Genomic DNA, 15,046 nt, shown 5'->3' with positions numbered 1-15,046 from the left:
TGGTAGCCCCTTCCGTTACAGACCCGTGCCCGTAGTACGGCCCCGGGTTTTGACTTTAGCGTCCGGCGTCTGGCCCCTAATAGCACTTTCACCGGATTGATTTTCCGCGCCCATCTACGCCACTCTCATCAGGTTAACCAAAATAAGCAGGATGCAATAATCCCATGCCCTCCCTTACCGTCCGCCAGGACGGCCCCCTGACTCTGGTCGAGCTACCCGACGGCCTCGATGTGGACCCGGCGGTGCAGTGGCGCATCTACCGTCAGCGACTGGCGCTGTTTCATGCGCATGGCGACCAGCCCCAGCGAGTCATCTACCAAGGCAACATCGGCAGTCTCGACATGCGTGCCGCGCGCTTTGCCTGCGGCCACGAGTTCGCGCGGATCACCGCGCACAAGGTCATCGTGCTGGAAGGCGCGCTCAATCGGACCTTCGCGCACATGATGCTGACACTCAATAAGCCGGCTTTTACCGTCACCACGGCGTTATCGTTCGAGCAGGCCAGAACCCGTCTGCTCAACGAGCTTCCTCCCGACGAAACGGACCGCCCCCTTGCCGCTGGTGCCAAAGGCAGGTAGTAAAGAAAAAGGGCAAGGCGTGGCGGTGGTCCATAATGATCATGCCTGCCCTTTTCTTCGCGGACACTGATGAGGAAGCCATGCGCATCTGGTTATTCAAAACCGAACCCGACACCTTTAGTCTGAACGACTTGCGAGCCGCCCCTGACGGTACCTCCGGCTGGGATGGCGTGCGCAACTACCAGGCGCGCAACCGGTTGCGCGATGAGGTAAGCAACGGTGATCGCGTTCTGATCTACCATTCCAGTTGCAAGGTGCCGGCCATCGTTGGCGAGGCGGAAGTGGTGTCCAACGCCTATCCGGATCCCACCCAGTTCACCGCCGGCCACGCCGGTGAGCCTCGCTGGTATCAGGTGGACGTGCGTTACCATCGCCACTTTCCCGAACCGCTCTCCCTGGCGACCATCCGGGATCACGCGGAGTTCGCCGACATGGAGCTGGTGACCCGCCCACGGCTGTCGATCCAGCAGATAACGGATCGTCAGTACCAGCAGATTCTGGCGCTGTGCGGAATCGATGAGCCGCGATCCGCCTCCGGCGCGGCCTGACCCGGCGAGAGGCGGTTTCACTCACCATCGTTTCCTCCGGTATGCTGGGTAAGAATAACAACGCAGTGGGGCACTCCATGAAACTGCATCACCAGATTTTTCTCGCCATGATTCTGGGCGGGCTGGCGGGCTGGGTGACCAGTGAAGATACCCGAATTCTGGGCATCGCCGTTATCGAAGCCTATGACCTGATCGGCACTTTGTTCATCAATGCCTTGAAGATGCTGGTGGTCCCCTTGATCACCACCGCCATCATCAGCGGTCTGGTCAACGTCGGCCAGGGCAAGAACCTCGGCCGGCTGGGCGCCAAGACAGTGCTGTTCTATATGAGCACCAGCCTGATCGCCATTCTAATCGGTTTGTTGCTGGTGAATATCACCACGCCAGGCATCATCGACGGCGAGCCAGCCCGGGATCTGCTGGGCTTCGCCGCCAACACCCAGGACGTGCTGCAGAAAATCGAAGGCCGGGGCGCCGGCGAGTTCACTCAGATTCTGCTGCAAATGTTACCGCCCAATCTGGTCCAGGCGGCCGCCGATGGCCAGATGCTGGGACTGATCGTGTTCTCGCTGCTGTTCGGCTTTTTCCTGCGGACGCTGGCCGGCGCACCGGGCGACACCCTGCGCAACATGGTCGAGGGGTTCTACGAAGTGATGGTCAGCATCACCATGCTGATCATCCGTTTCGCCCCGCTGGGCGTGTTCGGTCTGATCGCCGCCACCGTCACCCGCACCGGCCTGGACGCTCTGGAACCGCTGCTGTGGTTCTTCTTCACGGTGCTCGCCGCCCTGTTCCTGCATGCCTTCGTGGTGATGCCGCTGCTGATCCGGGTGCTGGCGCAACGCTCACCCTGGCGCCATTTCCAGGCCATGTCACCGGCACTGATGACCGCATTCTCCTCGGCCAGTTCCGCCGCCACCTTGCCATTGACCATGGACTGCGTGCAGAAACGCTCCGGCGTCTCCAAGCGCACCGCCAGTTTCGTGCTGCCGCTGGGCGCCACCGTGAACATGGACGGCACCGCGCTGTACGAATGCGCCGCCGCCATTTTCATCGCCCAGGCCTATGGTCTGGATCTCTCCTTCGGCATGCAGTTTGCCATTGTCTTCACCGCTCTGATCACGTCCATTGGCGTCGCCAGCATCCCCGCCGCCAGCCTGGTGGCGATCACCGTGATCCTTGGCATCATCGGCCTGCCGGCGGAGGCGATTGGTTTGATTCTGGTCACCGACCGTATTCTCGACATGTGCCGCACCGCGGTGAATGTGTGGGGCGACAGCGTCGGCGCCGTCCTGCTGGCCCGCAGTGAAGGCGAGGAAAACGTGCTACAAACCCCCATGCGCCAACTGGATGGCCAACGCCATGCAGTGTAGATCCAACCTCCGGCACGAGCGCCGGCCGTGAGTCAGAACCGCCCCGTGATGCTGATCACCGGTGCCGCCCACGGTCTGGGCGCCGCCCTGGCCCGGGTGGCCGCCGATGATTACCGACTGGCGCTGCTGGATCGTGATGAATTGGCCGGGCAGACCCTGGCCAACACTCTGCGCGGCCGTACCGGTGAGGTGCTCTTCCTGCATGCCGATGTCAGTGATGAACGCGCGGTCCGCCAGGCAATGGAACGGATACAGCGGCGCTGGGAGCGCCTGGACGTGGTGATCAACAACGCCGGCGTGGCCGATGCGGGCCCGTTCGAAGCGCTCGGTAACCACGGTTGGCAGCAGCTCTGGCAAACCAATGTGATGGGGACCGTATATGTGTGCCGGGCAGCACTGGCGATGATGAAACGGCAGAACAGCGGCCATCTGATCAATATCTCGGCACTGGCCGGCATCACCGGCCAACCTGGCATGAGCAGCTACGCCGCCGCCAGCGGCGCTGTGATCAGCCTCAGCGAGGCGCTGGCAGCGGAACTGACCGACTACGATGTCGCCGTCAGCGTGGCCTGCCCGGACGTCTTTCCCAGCACCCTGCACCTGCGGCTGACCGGCGCTGACCCACTCAGCCGCGCCCGCCTGGAGCGGGCCATGCAACGTGCCGATGATGACGTCGACACGGTGGCACGGGATATCCTCACCGCCGCCACCAAACGACCGCTGTACATTTTCCCGCAAGCGACAGCCCGCCGCGCCTGGCGCCGCAAACGGCGCAATCCCATGCGTTTTTTCCATAAATGGCAAAAACGCGGTTAACAGTGAATAGGGAACAGTGAATAGTTGCGCGTGCTACGAAAGGCGGTAACTGAAATCAAAGAGGCCGCGTCCGGGACAGGGAGCGGCCTCTTTGATTGGAAAAACAAAAAAGCGGACTATTGCGGATCGGCAAACGGCCTTTGCGTCATCGCAACGCCGCTTTCTTTTCACTATTAACTATTCACTGTTAACTCTTCCCTGTTCCCTATTAACTCTTCACTGCTTTTCTTTTATATACCGCAGCGTGTGCCGATAGTCCCCTTCCAGCGCCTGGTCGAAACGCTGGCCGATCAGTTTCTCCAACTTGCCGCCCACCAAGGGCACCGAGGAGCGCACCGCCACCTGAGTGATCTGGCGGGCTTCGCCGCTGCCGTCGCTGCCGGGTAACAGCGTCATGGTGCCGCTGACTTTCACCGGCACATTGCCGAGGGCGAAGCGGTATTCCGCGCGGTAGCCGCCTTCCGGCGCGGGGTGCCAACGGAACTCCGTGGTCAGATCGGCCTGGGTGGGCAGAAAGCGGCGGGCGAAACCAGGAATTTTATCGGCACGGATGGCAATCGGCTGGACGATGCGGATCAGCACCCCGTCACCAGTCTGTTCAAACGCATCAAAACGATAGTTCTCTACCTTGCCCCAGGCGTAACGCTGCTCAAAAAACGCCTTACTGGTGAGAATTGCATACAACGTTTCCACATCCACCGGATAGCGGCGCTCCACCGTCATTTCCATGTTATCTCCCGAACGTTTTTTCGTATTGGCCAGAAAGCCTGTGTTCAAAGAACTCTATGATGGGCCAGAAACGGCGGGGACGGTACACTGGAATACCCGTTGTGAACAGGATCGGGCACAGCATGAGCGACGAACGTCCCTATGCCTTGGTGTTGTACGGTGCCACCGGTTTCACCGGCGGGCTCACCGCCCGCTACCTGAGTTGCCATTTGCCCCGGAATGCCCACTGGGCCATCGCCGGGCGGCACCGCGATGGTCTGGAAAAAATCGCCGCCGCCCTGGAACAGCGCGGTCACCGGCCGGACCTGCTGATCGCCAGCAGTGACGACGAGGCCAGCCTCGCCGCCATGGTCGCCAGGACCCGGGTGCTGATCAGCACCGTGGGGCCCTATGTTCGTCATGGTGAACCGCTGGTGCGGGCCTGCATCGACCAGGGCACCCACTACTGTGATCTCACCGGCGAGCCGGAGTTCGTCAATCGCCTGCTGCTGGAGCACCATGCCGCCGCCCGCGACGCCGGCTGTGCCATCGTCAACAGTTGCGGCTTTGACTCCATTCCCCACGATGCCGGCGTGCTGTTCACCATCAACCGGCTGATCCAGGCCCACGGCCGCCCGCTGGACCAGCCGGTAACGGTGGAAGGGGCACTGACCGCTTCGGCCCGGTTTTCCGGCGGCACCTGGCATTCCGCCGTGGAAGCCTTCGCCCGCCCCGGCGCCAATCGAGACAGCCTGCGCCGGGCCAACGAGCAACTGCGCCGGGACTATCCGAGACAGGTCGCCACTCTGCCTTTCCGGGCCCGACATGACACGGATCTGGGGGGCTGGCTGGCGCCGCTGCCGACCATCGACCCGATGGTGGTGCTGCGCTCCGCCCGCGCGCTGGACCGCTATGGGCCGCAATTCCGCTACGGCCATTATCTGGCCAACGACAACCCGCTCAAACTCGGCCTCGGTGCCGCCGCTGTTGGCGCCCTGATCGGCGCGGCGCAAGTCGGCCCGCTGCGGCGCTGGCTGCTGCGGAGCCGCCCGGCTGGCGAGGGCCCGGACGCGGCCACCCGTGCCCGCTCCTGGTTCCAGGTGAGATTGCGCGGGCGCTGTGGAGACAGTGAGGTGCTGTGCCAGGTGTCCGGTGGCGATCCCGGCTACGACGAGACCGCCTGTATGCTCGCCGAAACCGCCATGGCGCTGGCACTGGATCCGGGCCAGCCCCAGGATACCGGTGTCATCACCCCGGTGATGGCGTTAGGGGACCCGTTGCTGGAGCGCCTGATCAAAGCCGGCCTCCGTTTCGAGCAGCTTCAACGGACCAGCGGATAGCTTGATGGCGGGCCCGTGAGCCAGTAGTGCCCCATAAGTGCAAAAGCGCCAGACGCCGGAGGCTTGACGCTTTTGCATGGTCGCGTATTCGCGGCCAAGGCCGCTCCCACAGCGGCTTCGTGGTTCGGCCCGTGGGAAGCTGCCTTGGCAGCGAATCAGCGTGCCAGAGAGACTCAAACCGCCGCCTGCGCGGCCGGAGAGCGCGCCAGGTACGCCAGCGCCTGTTCGGTGTCCCCTTCAAAGAAGGGATGGAAGCCGGGGTGAACCCAGCGCAGGGTGGCCACCACCAGAAAACTGAAGGTGGGCACATTGCCAGTGCGGCGTCCGGTGCGTTGCAACTGCCATAACAGTCGCGGAATCCACAGCCGGCCGATCCGGCGCACGCGCGGATCCGGATCCTGGCGTGCCAGGCTGCGCGCGCCTTCGGAGATGAAATAAATGAACAATGGAAACACCAGCGCCATCAACGCCTGCCGGCTGACGTAGAACCCCAGTTGAGTACGGCAGAGATGATCGAACAGATCAAAGGCCACGGTGCGGTGTTCGACCTCCTCCGCCAGGTGCCATTTGAACAGGTCGGCCATGGCGGCGTCGCCCCGCGCCTCCCAGGTGGTGTTGTCCATGGCCCACTGGCCGAGGACGCCGGTGAAATGCTCAATGGCGGCGATAATGCCCACTCTCAGCACCAGCCAGTGGCGGCTCAGACTCGAGTGGCGCAGCGCCGGCACCGCCAGCGGCGCGTCACCGAGAAAGGTGCCGAACAGCCAGTCCACCCGCGCCACATACTCCTCCACACTCAGGCCATGACCACGCAGATATTCCTGGGCACCGGAGTGGGCACGGGAGTGAATCGCTTCCTGGCGAATGAAGCCCTCCACCTCGGCCCGCAAAGCATCATCGCTGACCAGCGGCAGGGCCTGATTATAGACGCGACAGAACCACAGTTCCCCGGCGGGCAGCAGCAAGTGGATGCCATTGATCATGTAGGAGGAAAACGGGTCTTCCGGCAGCCAGTGCAGCGGCGTCCCGGAAAAATCGAAGCGGACACGGCGGGCCTTCAGGGCATGGCCCGCCGCGCGGTGCAGTTCTTGTGCTTTTTGTTTGGCGGTGGACATGTCGGCTTCCATCTGAACAGGCCTTGGATGGAATCTAATTTACATCGACCAATGTCACTGTCAACAATGTCGATTCACCGAAATGCCATCGGCTCCGGTCCCGATCGCCCTACCCGGCTTTAACGAGCCTCTGCAAAACGTCATGCCGGATCCGGTCTTGTGTCATGCCGGACTTGATCCGGCATCTCCGGCTACCAGGCCATGTCCCCTGTAGAGGGAGATCCCGGGTCAAGCCCGGGATGACGTACGGATCTGGTCCGGGGTGACGTACGGGTCAAGGCCAGGATGATGGGGTGTTTTTCAGAGGGGGTTTAATTGTCCAGAAACGCGCGGATCTCCGCCGCCACCGGCTCGGGCGTATCCATGTGCAAATGGTGGCGCCCCGGCAGGATGACCCGGCGGGCGTCCCGGAGCCAGTCGAAGCGGTGTTCGAATTTCACTTCACCGGCGAGGCCGCTCTCCCCCAGGATCAGCAAGGTCGGCGCTTCAATGGCACGGACAAAGCCTTCCACCTGTTCCTCGGTGAAGCGAACCGAGGAGGCAATTCGCAAACGCATGTCGGTACGCCAGGTCCAGCCGCCTTCCACCGCCACCAGTCCCCGCTCACACAGCAGCCGCGCGGATTCGGTATCAAGCCCGCCCAGCGCCTGACGGCGCAGCGCCACGGCGTCGTCCTGGGCGGCGTAGACCGGCTTGCGCTTCTCTGGCAGCGAATGCATCTGGTCGATGGCCTGGCGCAGTGTGCCAGCCACGTCACTGGCCGGCGTGGCGGGCGGGCCCAACCCTTCGATCAGCACCAGCTTGCTGACCCGCTCCGGGAAGGTGGCGGCGAACAGGCAGGCCACGCCAGCGCCCATGGAGTGCCCCATCAACACGAAACGGCCCCAGCCCATCTGGTCGGCCACGGCGAGCACATCGCGCACGTGATCCACATAATGGGTGGCCAGCTCCGCCGGGCGGTGTTCGGAATGGCCATGGCCGGCGAAGTCCAACGCCACCATGGGCCGGTCCAGATACCCGGACAGCGGCAGATAGGACGCGGCGTTGTCGAGCCAGCCGTGCAGCGCCAGGATCGGTTCCCCCTCCGCGTCCCCATGCCCGCCGTCCCAATACAGCGCCGCCAGGGTCTGCCCATAGGCGGAGAAGCGGCGTTCTTCAGGTGTTCTTGTTGTCGGCATGGGGGGCATGGTCGGCTCCGGTCAGTTCAACAATCAGTTCCCGCACCATTTCAGCGGTGCGCTCCGGGTATTGCAATGGATACATGTGCCCCCCGGGCGAGAACAGCCGGCGCAGACGATGACGCCGGGCGTGACGCTCGCCGCTGTGATGGAACGGCGGCGGCGAGTCCTGGCCGGTGACCAGGGCTCCGGGTACCTTGAGACGGGGCATGCGCGTAAGGCCGGTGGGCACCTCCCGAAAGATCGCCACTTCGACGGCCGGGCGGAAGCGCAACCGCCAGCCGTCACCGTGACGTTCCAGACCGGCCCGCAGATAATCCCGCAGACAACGCGGATCGAACGCCTTGAAAAAACCACGGGAGCCGAAATAGCTCTCCACATCCTCCCAGTTGTCCCAATGATCAAGCCGGGTTTTGCTGAGGCCCGCCGGGGTGAACCGGTCCTGCAGGCCCAGCGCCTTGATGCCGCGCATGACCACGCCGCGAAACCCGTTGGCCATGGGCGGATCCAGCATGATCAACGCCTTGAACCAGTCCGGGTGGCGCTGGGCCACGTGAAACATCAGCACCGAGCCCATGGAATGGCCCAGACCAATCAGCGGCTTGGGCAGATCCCGCATCCACGCTTCCAGTTCCAGGCTCAGGCTTTTCCAGTCGGCGTCCACCGGGAAGCGCTTATCGTGCGCCAGACACTCGATAATCCGCACATCGTAGTGCTCCGCCAGCGGCGCCAGGAAGGTGTCGTAACTGTGGCCGGGCACACCGTTGGCATGGGCGAAGGCGAGCGTGGTTTTACGCCCGGCGTCACCGGTGTTATCGGTATCCGTCATGCATGAACCTCAGAACCAGCGTGGAAAGCCGGACATCATAGCCACACCGGCCGGGAAACACATGGACCGATTACGACATCATGGGGGGCGAATTCGGTCAGCCGGACGCTCAACGCAACGCAGGTCCGCTCGTGTACAATGCCCCGATGGCCGACGGCCGCCAGCGGCCGAGTAACGATCCGAGGAAAAGGCATGACTCTGATTTCTTTCAACATCAACGGTATTCGCGCCCGGCTGCATCAGTTGGAAGCGGTGATCAATAAGTACCAGCCGGCGCTGATCGGTCTGCAGGAAACCAAAGTGCAGGACAGCGAGTTTCCTGAACAGGCGGTGCGGGACATGGGTTATCACCCCTATTATTTTGGTCAGAAGGGGCATTACGGCGTCGCCCTGATTACCCGTGAGCCGTTGGCGGATATCCGCTACGGTTTTCCCGGCGATGACGAGGACGCGCAAAGACGCATGATCATCGGCCGTCTGCAAGATCACGATGGCGCTCCGGTGACGGTGCTGAACGGCTATTTTCCTCAGGGCGAGAATCGCTCCCACCCGACCAAGTTCCCGGCCAAACAGAAGTTCTACGAGGATCTGCAACGGTATCTTGAGAACGAACACAAGCCGGACGAACAACTGGTGATCATGGGCGATTTCAATATCTCCTCCACCGATCTCGATATCGGCATCGGCGAGGACAACCGCAAGCGCTGGCTGCGCGAAGGCAAGACCAGCTTCCTGCCGGAAGAGCGTGAATGGTGGCAGCGGCTGGTGGACTGGGGCCTGGTGGACACTTTCCGCCATTTGAACCCCGAGACCAACGATGTGTTCTCCTGGTTCGATTACCGCTCCAAGGGCTTCCATCGTGATCCGCGCCGGGGTCTGCGCATCGATACTCTTCTGGCCACCCGGCCACTGCTCGACAAGCTCAAGGACAGCGGCGTGGATTACGATATCCGCGCCATGGAGAAACCCTCCGACCACTGCCCGGTGTGGAGCCGCTTCGATCCGATCTCATGAATGTGCGTCTGAACCTGAAACGGCTGCGCCTGGACCTGGACAGTCTGGGCTATCTGGTCGATCTGGCGATGATCGGCCTGATCCTGCTCAATCTGGGGCTGATTCTGTTCGACTGGCTGTTCCGCATTCCCGCCGTGCAGGAGTTCCTGCAATTCCTGTCGCCGGCGTTTTTCGGCTTCTACCGGGACACCGTGCACGCCAACTTCCTCGAGATCGACCTTTGGTTCGTGGCGGTTTTCCTCACTGAATTCGTGATCCGCTGGGGCTTCGCCATCGGCCGGCGCACCTACCACCGCTGGTTCTTTTACCCGTTCGCGCATTGGTACGATCTGCTCGGCTGCATCCCGGTGGGCAGCTTCCGCTGGCTGCGGATTCTGCGTGTGATCAGTCTCATGTACCGGCTGCAAAAGCGGGGCGTGGTGGACTTCACCGAGACCTATCTGGGCCGCACCGTGCTCAAGTATTACCGGATCCTGGTGGAGGAGATTTCCGACCGGGTGGTGATCAACATTCTGGAAGGCGCCCAGCGGGAGATCGTCAGCGGCGGCCAGTTGATGCATCGCATCGAACAGGATGTGCTGCTGCCACGCCGTGACGAACTGGTGGACTATCTCGGCGGGCGCATCGCCGACGCCACCCGGCGCAGTCACGATCAATACCGGGACCAGCTTGGTGATTATCTCAGCCATCTCACCAATGAGGCGGTGAACCGCACCCCGGCGGGCCGCCGGCTGGCGGCGATCCCGGTGGCCGGTCCCCGGGCCGTCGCCCTGCTTGGCGATACCGTGCGTGATGCCGGGGACGCGCTGGTGGATCAGTTGGTGGAGGACATCAGCGCGCCAGCCAACCGCGAACGGCTGGACCACCTGATCAACGACCTGATCCGTACCGCCAGCGGCGGCCAACAGCAGCAGTTGAATACGCTGCTACGCGAAACTCTGCTCGATATTCTCGAGGAAGTGAAGGCGCAAATCGCCGTGCAGCACTGGAAGCACGAGGAAGCGGATGAGCGCATGCTCGAGGAGAAACGCCGACAAGAAGCCCGCAAAGCGCGCCGTGAGAGGCGCGAACGGAAAGCCGGGCAGTAATGGAAGCGAGTCCCGGTTGATCGGCCGCTACTGCCTCTGGGTTTTAATCGGTTTCCCGGTGTTTGGGATATTCGCTTGCAAGCAAGCTCCCACAGCGGCTTCGTAGCTCTTCTCTGTGGGAAGCTGCCTTGGCAGCGAATTGTTTTCCCTGCCGTTGGCAATATTCGCTTGCAAGCCAGCTTCCCACAGCAGTTTTGTAGTCCTTCTCTGAGGGAAGCTGCCTGGTGGCGAATTGTCAGCAGGGCCGTTGCGGCCCTCGCAGCCACAGCAGGCGGGCGCCATTGGCGGCGGCCACGTCCACATCCAGCGCCGCCACCGAACCGACCCGGAACGCCGGACGGGAGCACGGCTCGCCAATCCAGATGGCGGTGAGCAAGGACACCAGGGGCATGTGGCTGACCAATACCAGGTCTTCCTGCTCGGGCTGCAGCATCAGCCATTCCAGAAACCGCTCCGGCTGGGCCTCCGGCACCAGGTAACCGCAGGATTCCTGCTCCATGCCGCCAAACGCCTGCGCGATGCACAACGCGGTCTGCTGCGCGCGCCGGTAGGGGCTGGCCACCAGCCGCCCCACGTTTACCCCTTCCTCACGCAAGGTTTGCCACAGGGACAAGACTTCCGCCCGGCCCCTTTCGGTCAGCGGACGCTCCGCGTCAGTGGGGGCCTTGGCCACCGCTTCACCATGACGGCACAGGTAAACTCTCAAGACGAGGCTCCGTGGAAACTGAATTCCACATCGTGTTTGTGTTCGCCACTCATCAGCCGTATCACCATGGTCTCCAGCGGCTGATGATCGTAAATAATGTCGTAGAGCGCCGTGGCCAGTGGCATGTAAACCTGCAGCTCCCTGGCCCGCTCCGCCACCAGCTTGATGGTGTTGATCCCTTCCGCGGTCTGTCCCAGATCCGCCACCGCCTGCTCCAGCGACTTGCCCTGCCCCAACTCGTAACCAACCCGGTAATTGCGGGACAACGACGAGGAACAGGTGGCGATCAGATCGCCCACCCCGGCCAGCCCCAGGAAGGTCAGCGGATTGGCGCCCAATCCCACGGCGAAGCGGCTCATCTCCGCCAGGGCCCGGGTCAGCATGAAACTGCGGCTGTTCTCGCCGACACCAATGGCCGCCGCCATGCCGGACGCCACCGCGTAGATGTTCTTGAGCGCCCCGCCCAGCTCCACGCCGTACAGGTCCGGGTTGTCGTAGACGCGGAAGTAATCGCAGCTCAGGGCTTTCTGGATAGTGCCGCGCAGTTGCTCATCGCCACTGGCGATAACGGTACCGGTGAACTTGCGCTCGACGATCTCGCGTGCCAGGTTCGGGCCGCTGAGCACGCCGACCCGGGTGTGCGGCCATTCCCGCTGCAACACCTGGCTCATCAGCAGGAAGCCATCCTCCAGGATACCCTTGGTGCAGCTGACCACGATGGTACCGTCCGGCACCCAGTGGCGGGCCTGGCCCAGGACCTCGACAAAGGCGCTGCTGGGGACCGCGACGAACACCAGATCAGCGCCCTTGAGCACCTCTTCCAGGCTCTCGGAAGCCACCACTCCGGCCGGCAGGGCCTGCCCTGGCAGGTAGCGCGGGTTCTCGCGATCCTCATTGATGGCCGCGGCGGTTTCCGGATCACGTACCCAGAGCCGGGTGTCGTGGCCGTTTTCCGCCAGGATACTGGCCATGGCGGTACCGAAGCTGCCACCACCGAGAATGGCCGCCGTATGTTGCGTCATGCAGGGCATCCTTTGTCCGGCGGCGCGGGCCCAGGGCCCAAGCCGCGAATTTCCGGCATCATAAGAGCCTGGGCCGGATCTTTCCACCATCGGGTGCTCGCCGGACGCCGATAATGCAAAACCAGACCCAACGCCCTGGCAAGCACTAAAACGCTTTTTTTGGTTCATCGCGGTTTGGCGGGACACGGCGCTTCAATCATGGGCACGGGTCTGTAACGGAAGGGGCTATCAAGCCGCTATATTCGCCAGCAAGCCGGTCTCCCACGGATCATGCCACGAAGCCGCTGTGGGAAGCTTGCTGGCAAGCGAATATCCCAACACCAGAGGGCCGGAATTCGCCAGCAAGCTGGCCTCCCACGGATCATGCCACGAAACCGCTGTGGGAAGCGGCCCGGACGGCGCTCCGCTTGGCCGCGAATGCCCTGAGCCGTTGGCGATTCGCTTGCCAGCAAGCTTCCCACAGCGGCGCTGTAGCCACCTCTGAAGGGAGGTCTTCGAGGTAACCGGGCAATACGGGAGCCCCCCGCCGGAGCGACCCTTCCCGCTAAACCGCGAAGAACCTTTTTATGACCGCCGTCCCTGGCGGTCACCCTTCAGGCCGTCGCACAGCAACGTTAAAAATTGCTCCCGGCAATTCTTTATTCCTGCAATGCCCGCTGCCCCGGGTTTTGACTTTAGCGTCCGGCGTCCGGCGTCCGGCGTCCGGCGCTCTTTTCTCACGCCCTCTCCGCGCGATCCTGCAGCAGTTGATTCAAGCGCCGCGCGGTGGCCGCCGGGTCCTTCGGCAACTGCCCTTCCGCCAGCAGCGCCTGGTCCAGCAGAAGTTGAGCCAGTTCGGCAAAGGTATCGCTGTCCTCCAGTTCCGCCATGCGTTGCATCAACGGATGGGACAGGTTCACCTCCAGGATCGGCTTGCTTTCCGGCACCGGCTGGCCGGCGGCTTCCAGCATCATGCGCATCTGCGGGCCCAGTTCGTCGGCGCCGAGCACCAGACAGGCCGGGGATTCCACCAGCCGCGCGGTGGCGCGCACCGCTTCCACCTGCTCGTTCAGCACTTCGCCCAGACGGCCCAGCACCGGTGCGTCCTGCTTCGGCTGTTCCGCTTCGTCGGTGTCGTCTCCAGGCATGTCCAGCTCACCACGGGCGGCGTTGACCAGGGTGCGGCCCTTATACTCGGTAAGGAAGCCCATCATCCATTCGTCCACCCGCTCGGCCAGCAGCAGCACCTCGACGCCTTTCTTGCGGAACACTTCCAGGTGCGGGCTGTTCCGCGCGGCACTCAGGCTGTCGCCCAGCAGATAGTAAATGCGCTTGTTTTCCTCACCGGCGCGTTCAATGTAATCATCCAGCCCCACGCTCCCTGGCGTTGGCGAGGTGGAGGAAGCAAAGCGCAGCAAACCGGCGATGGCCTCGCGGTTATCGCCGTCCTCGCCGATCCCTTCCTTGAGCACCTGGCCGAACTGCTGCCAGAAGGTATCGTAAGCGTCCTGGTCGCCGCTGAGTTTGCGCAGCATTTGCAGTACCCGCTTGGTCAGCGCCGCGCGGATCTTGCGCACCGGGCCATAGTCCTGCAGTAACTCACGGCTGACATTCAGCGGCAGCCCCGGGGCGTCCACCACGCCTTTGATGAAACGCAGGTACAAGGGCAGGAACTGCTCGGCGTCGTCCATGATGAACACGCGCTGAACATAGAGCTTGAGCCCCCGGCTGGCTTCCCGGTGGTACAGATCGAACGGCGCCCGCGGCGGTACGTACAACAGGCTGGTGTACTCCAGGTTGCCTTCCACCCGGTTGTGACTCCAGGTCAGCGGATCCTGGAAGTCATGGCTGACATGACGATAGAAGCTCTTGTATTCGTCGTCGCTGATCTCCTGACGGGGGCGCTGCCACAGGGCGGTGGCGGAGTTGAGGGTTTCCAGCTCGGTGGCGCCCTCCTCCTTCTCGTCACCGGCTTTCTCGTCACCGGCCGGTACCGCCATGCGGATCGGGAAGGCCACATGGTCGGAATACTGCCGTACTATGCCGCGCAACTTGCCGGTGTCGACGAAGTCCTTGGCGTCGTCACGCAAATGCAGGGTAATACGGGTGCCACGGCGCGGTACCGTCAGCGTTTCCACACTGAACTCGCCCTGACCATCGCTTTCCCAGCGCACCCCCTGTTCCGCGCTTTCTCCGGCCCGGCGGCTTTCCACGGTGACCTTGTCGGCGACGATAAACGCGGAATAGAAACCGACGCCGAACTGGCCGATCAGTTGCGCGTCCTTCTTCTGATCACCGGTGAGACTGGCCAGGAATTTCTCGGTGCCGGAGCGGGCAATGGTGCCGAGGTTCTCCACCACTTCCTCGCGGTTCATGCCAATGCCGTTGTCGCTGATGGTCAGGGTGCCGGCGTCGGCGTCCACCGCCAGATCAATGGCCGGCTCGGGGTCTTCCTCCAGCCATTCCGGGTGATCCAGAGCGGCGAAACGCAGCTTGTCACAGGCGTCCGAGGCGTTGGATACCAGTTCGCGCAGGAAAATTTCCCGGTTGCTGTACAGGGAGTGAATCATCAGATGCAACAGGCGGGACACTTCCGCCTGAAAACCACGGGTCTCGCGGTCACTGCTCATCGAGGGGGTCTCCGTTTTGTTGTCGAGTGCGGTTTTGGGATAGGAGCAGAATAGGGTTGGCGACCAGGATTTCAAGGGGGCACGGTTTGTTGGGGACGCCGGACGCCGGACGCCGGACGCCG

14 protein-coding genes are annotated in these 15,046 nt (G+C 62.9%); 7 read left to right on the top strand and 7 right to left on the bottom strand.

All coding sequences use genetic code 11. The features are described from left to right. The first annotated feature begins 164 nt into the window (after positions 1-164). From A6D6_RS20365 to A6D6_RS20350, 4 genes are all read left to right on the top strand, one after another. Positions 165-578 carry a hypothetical protein gene (locus A6D6_RS20365; RefSeq protein ID WP_133493033.1) on the top strand — a complete coding sequence of 138 codons (414 nt, stop codon included), beginning with the start codon at positions 165-167 and terminating at the stop codon, positions 576-578. A gap of 35 nt (positions 579-613) precedes the next feature. Further along, entirely contained in the window at positions 614-1,126 is a 513-nt protein-coding gene (locus tag A6D6_RS20360) for an EVE domain-containing protein (protein ID WP_236564193.1), read from the top strand. Between the two features lie 77 nt (positions 1,127-1,203). Beyond that, positions 1,204-2,499, top strand: coding sequence for a dicarboxylate/amino acid:cation symporter (locus A6D6_RS20355; protein WP_022995988.1), 1,296 nt, complete (start codon positions 1,204-1,206; stop codon positions 2,497-2,499). Positions 2,500-2,526: 27 nt separating this feature from the next. Continuing rightward, positions 2,527-3,315: an SDR family NAD(P)-dependent oxidoreductase gene (locus A6D6_RS20350; protein WP_133493032.1), complete on the top strand. Its 789-nt coding sequence runs from the start codon at positions 2,527-2,529 to the stop codon at positions 3,313-3,315. 216 nt (positions 3,316-3,531) lie between these two features. Here A6D6_RS20350 and A6D6_RS20345 read toward each other — a convergent pair whose 3' ends face one another. Continuing rightward, positions 3,532-4,044, bottom strand: a complete 513-nt coding sequence (locus A6D6_RS20345) for a DUF2505 domain-containing protein (protein WP_133493031.1) — start codon at positions 4,042-4,044, stop codon at positions 3,532-3,534. A 122-nt stretch (positions 4,045-4,166) separates the two neighbouring features. On the opposite strand from A6D6_RS20345, the gene A6D6_RS20340 reads away from it, so the two are divergent. After that, entirely contained in the window at positions 4,167-5,363 is a 1,197-nt protein-coding gene (locus A6D6_RS20340) for a saccharopine dehydrogenase family protein (RefSeq protein ID WP_159661713.1), read from the top strand. 173 nt (positions 5,364-5,536) lie between these two features. On the opposite strand, the gene A6D6_RS20335 is transcribed toward A6D6_RS20340, so the two are convergent. The 3 genes from A6D6_RS20335 to A6D6_RS20325 all read right to left on the bottom strand — a co-directional run bounded on the left by A6D6_RS20335 (position 5,537) and on the right by A6D6_RS20325 (position 8,485). Further along, positions 5,537-6,478 (bottom strand): metal-dependent hydrolase, encoded by a 942-nt coding sequence (locus A6D6_RS20335; protein ID WP_133493024.1) that lies wholly within the window; start codon positions 6,476-6,478, stop codon positions 5,537-5,539. A gap of 311 nt (positions 6,479-6,789) precedes the next feature. Further along, positions 6,790-7,665, bottom strand: coding sequence for an alpha/beta fold hydrolase (locus tag A6D6_RS20330; RefSeq protein ID WP_159661712.1), 876 nt, complete (start codon positions 7,663-7,665; stop codon positions 6,790-6,792). Continuing rightward, positions 7,634-8,485, bottom strand: coding sequence for an alpha/beta fold hydrolase (locus tag A6D6_RS20325; RefSeq protein WP_133493022.1), 852 nt, complete (start codon positions 8,483-8,485; stop codon positions 7,634-7,636). Before A6D6_RS20325 ends, A6D6_RS20330 begins: the two co-directional genes overlap by 32 nt. A gap of 192 nt (positions 8,486-8,677) precedes the next feature. Between A6D6_RS20325 and xthA the strand changes: the two genes are divergently transcribed. Further along, positions 8,678-9,499, top strand: a complete 822-nt coding sequence (gene xthA / locus A6D6_RS20320; protein WP_133493021.1) for an exodeoxyribonuclease III — start codon at positions 8,678-8,680, stop codon at positions 9,497-9,499. Then, positions 9,496-10,587 carry an ion transporter gene (locus tag A6D6_RS20315; RefSeq protein ID WP_133493020.1) on the top strand — a complete coding sequence of 364 codons (1,092 nt, stop codon included), beginning with the start codon at positions 9,496-9,498 and terminating at the stop codon, positions 10,585-10,587. The genes xthA and A6D6_RS20315 overlap by 4 nt, the downstream gene beginning before the upstream one ends. A gap of 235 nt (positions 10,588-10,822) precedes the next feature. Here A6D6_RS20315 and sixA read toward each other — a convergent pair whose 3' ends face one another. The 3 genes from sixA to htpG form a co-directional block, all read right to left on the bottom strand. Continuing rightward, positions 10,823-11,293 (bottom strand): phosphohistidine phosphatase SixA, encoded by a 471-nt coding sequence (gene sixA / locus A6D6_RS20310; RefSeq protein ID WP_159661711.1) that lies wholly within the window; start codon positions 11,291-11,293, stop codon positions 10,823-10,825. Then, a complete protein-coding gene (locus tag A6D6_RS20305; protein WP_133493018.1) occupies positions 11,290-12,315 on the bottom strand; it encodes an NAD(P)H-dependent glycerol-3-phosphate dehydrogenase in 1,026 nt (341 codons plus the stop codon). Before A6D6_RS20305 ends, sixA begins: the two co-directional genes overlap by 4 nt. A gap of 716 nt (positions 12,316-13,031) precedes the next feature. After that, positions 13,032-14,924 carry a molecular chaperone HtpG gene (gene htpG / locus A6D6_RS20300; protein ID WP_159661710.1) on the bottom strand — a complete coding sequence of 631 codons (1,893 nt, stop codon included), beginning with the start codon at positions 14,922-14,924 and terminating at the stop codon, positions 13,032-13,034. Positions 14,925-15,046: the final 122 nt, after the last annotated feature.

The organism is Alcanivorax xiamenensis (genome assembly GCF_009846745.1).
Lineage (GTDB): Bacteria > Pseudomonadota > Gammaproteobacteria > Pseudomonadales > Alcanivoracaceae > Alloalcanivorax > Alloalcanivorax xiamenensis.
The sequence above is the reverse complement of the archived record's forward strand: the minus strand, read 5'-3'. Positions and strand labels throughout refer to the sequence as shown.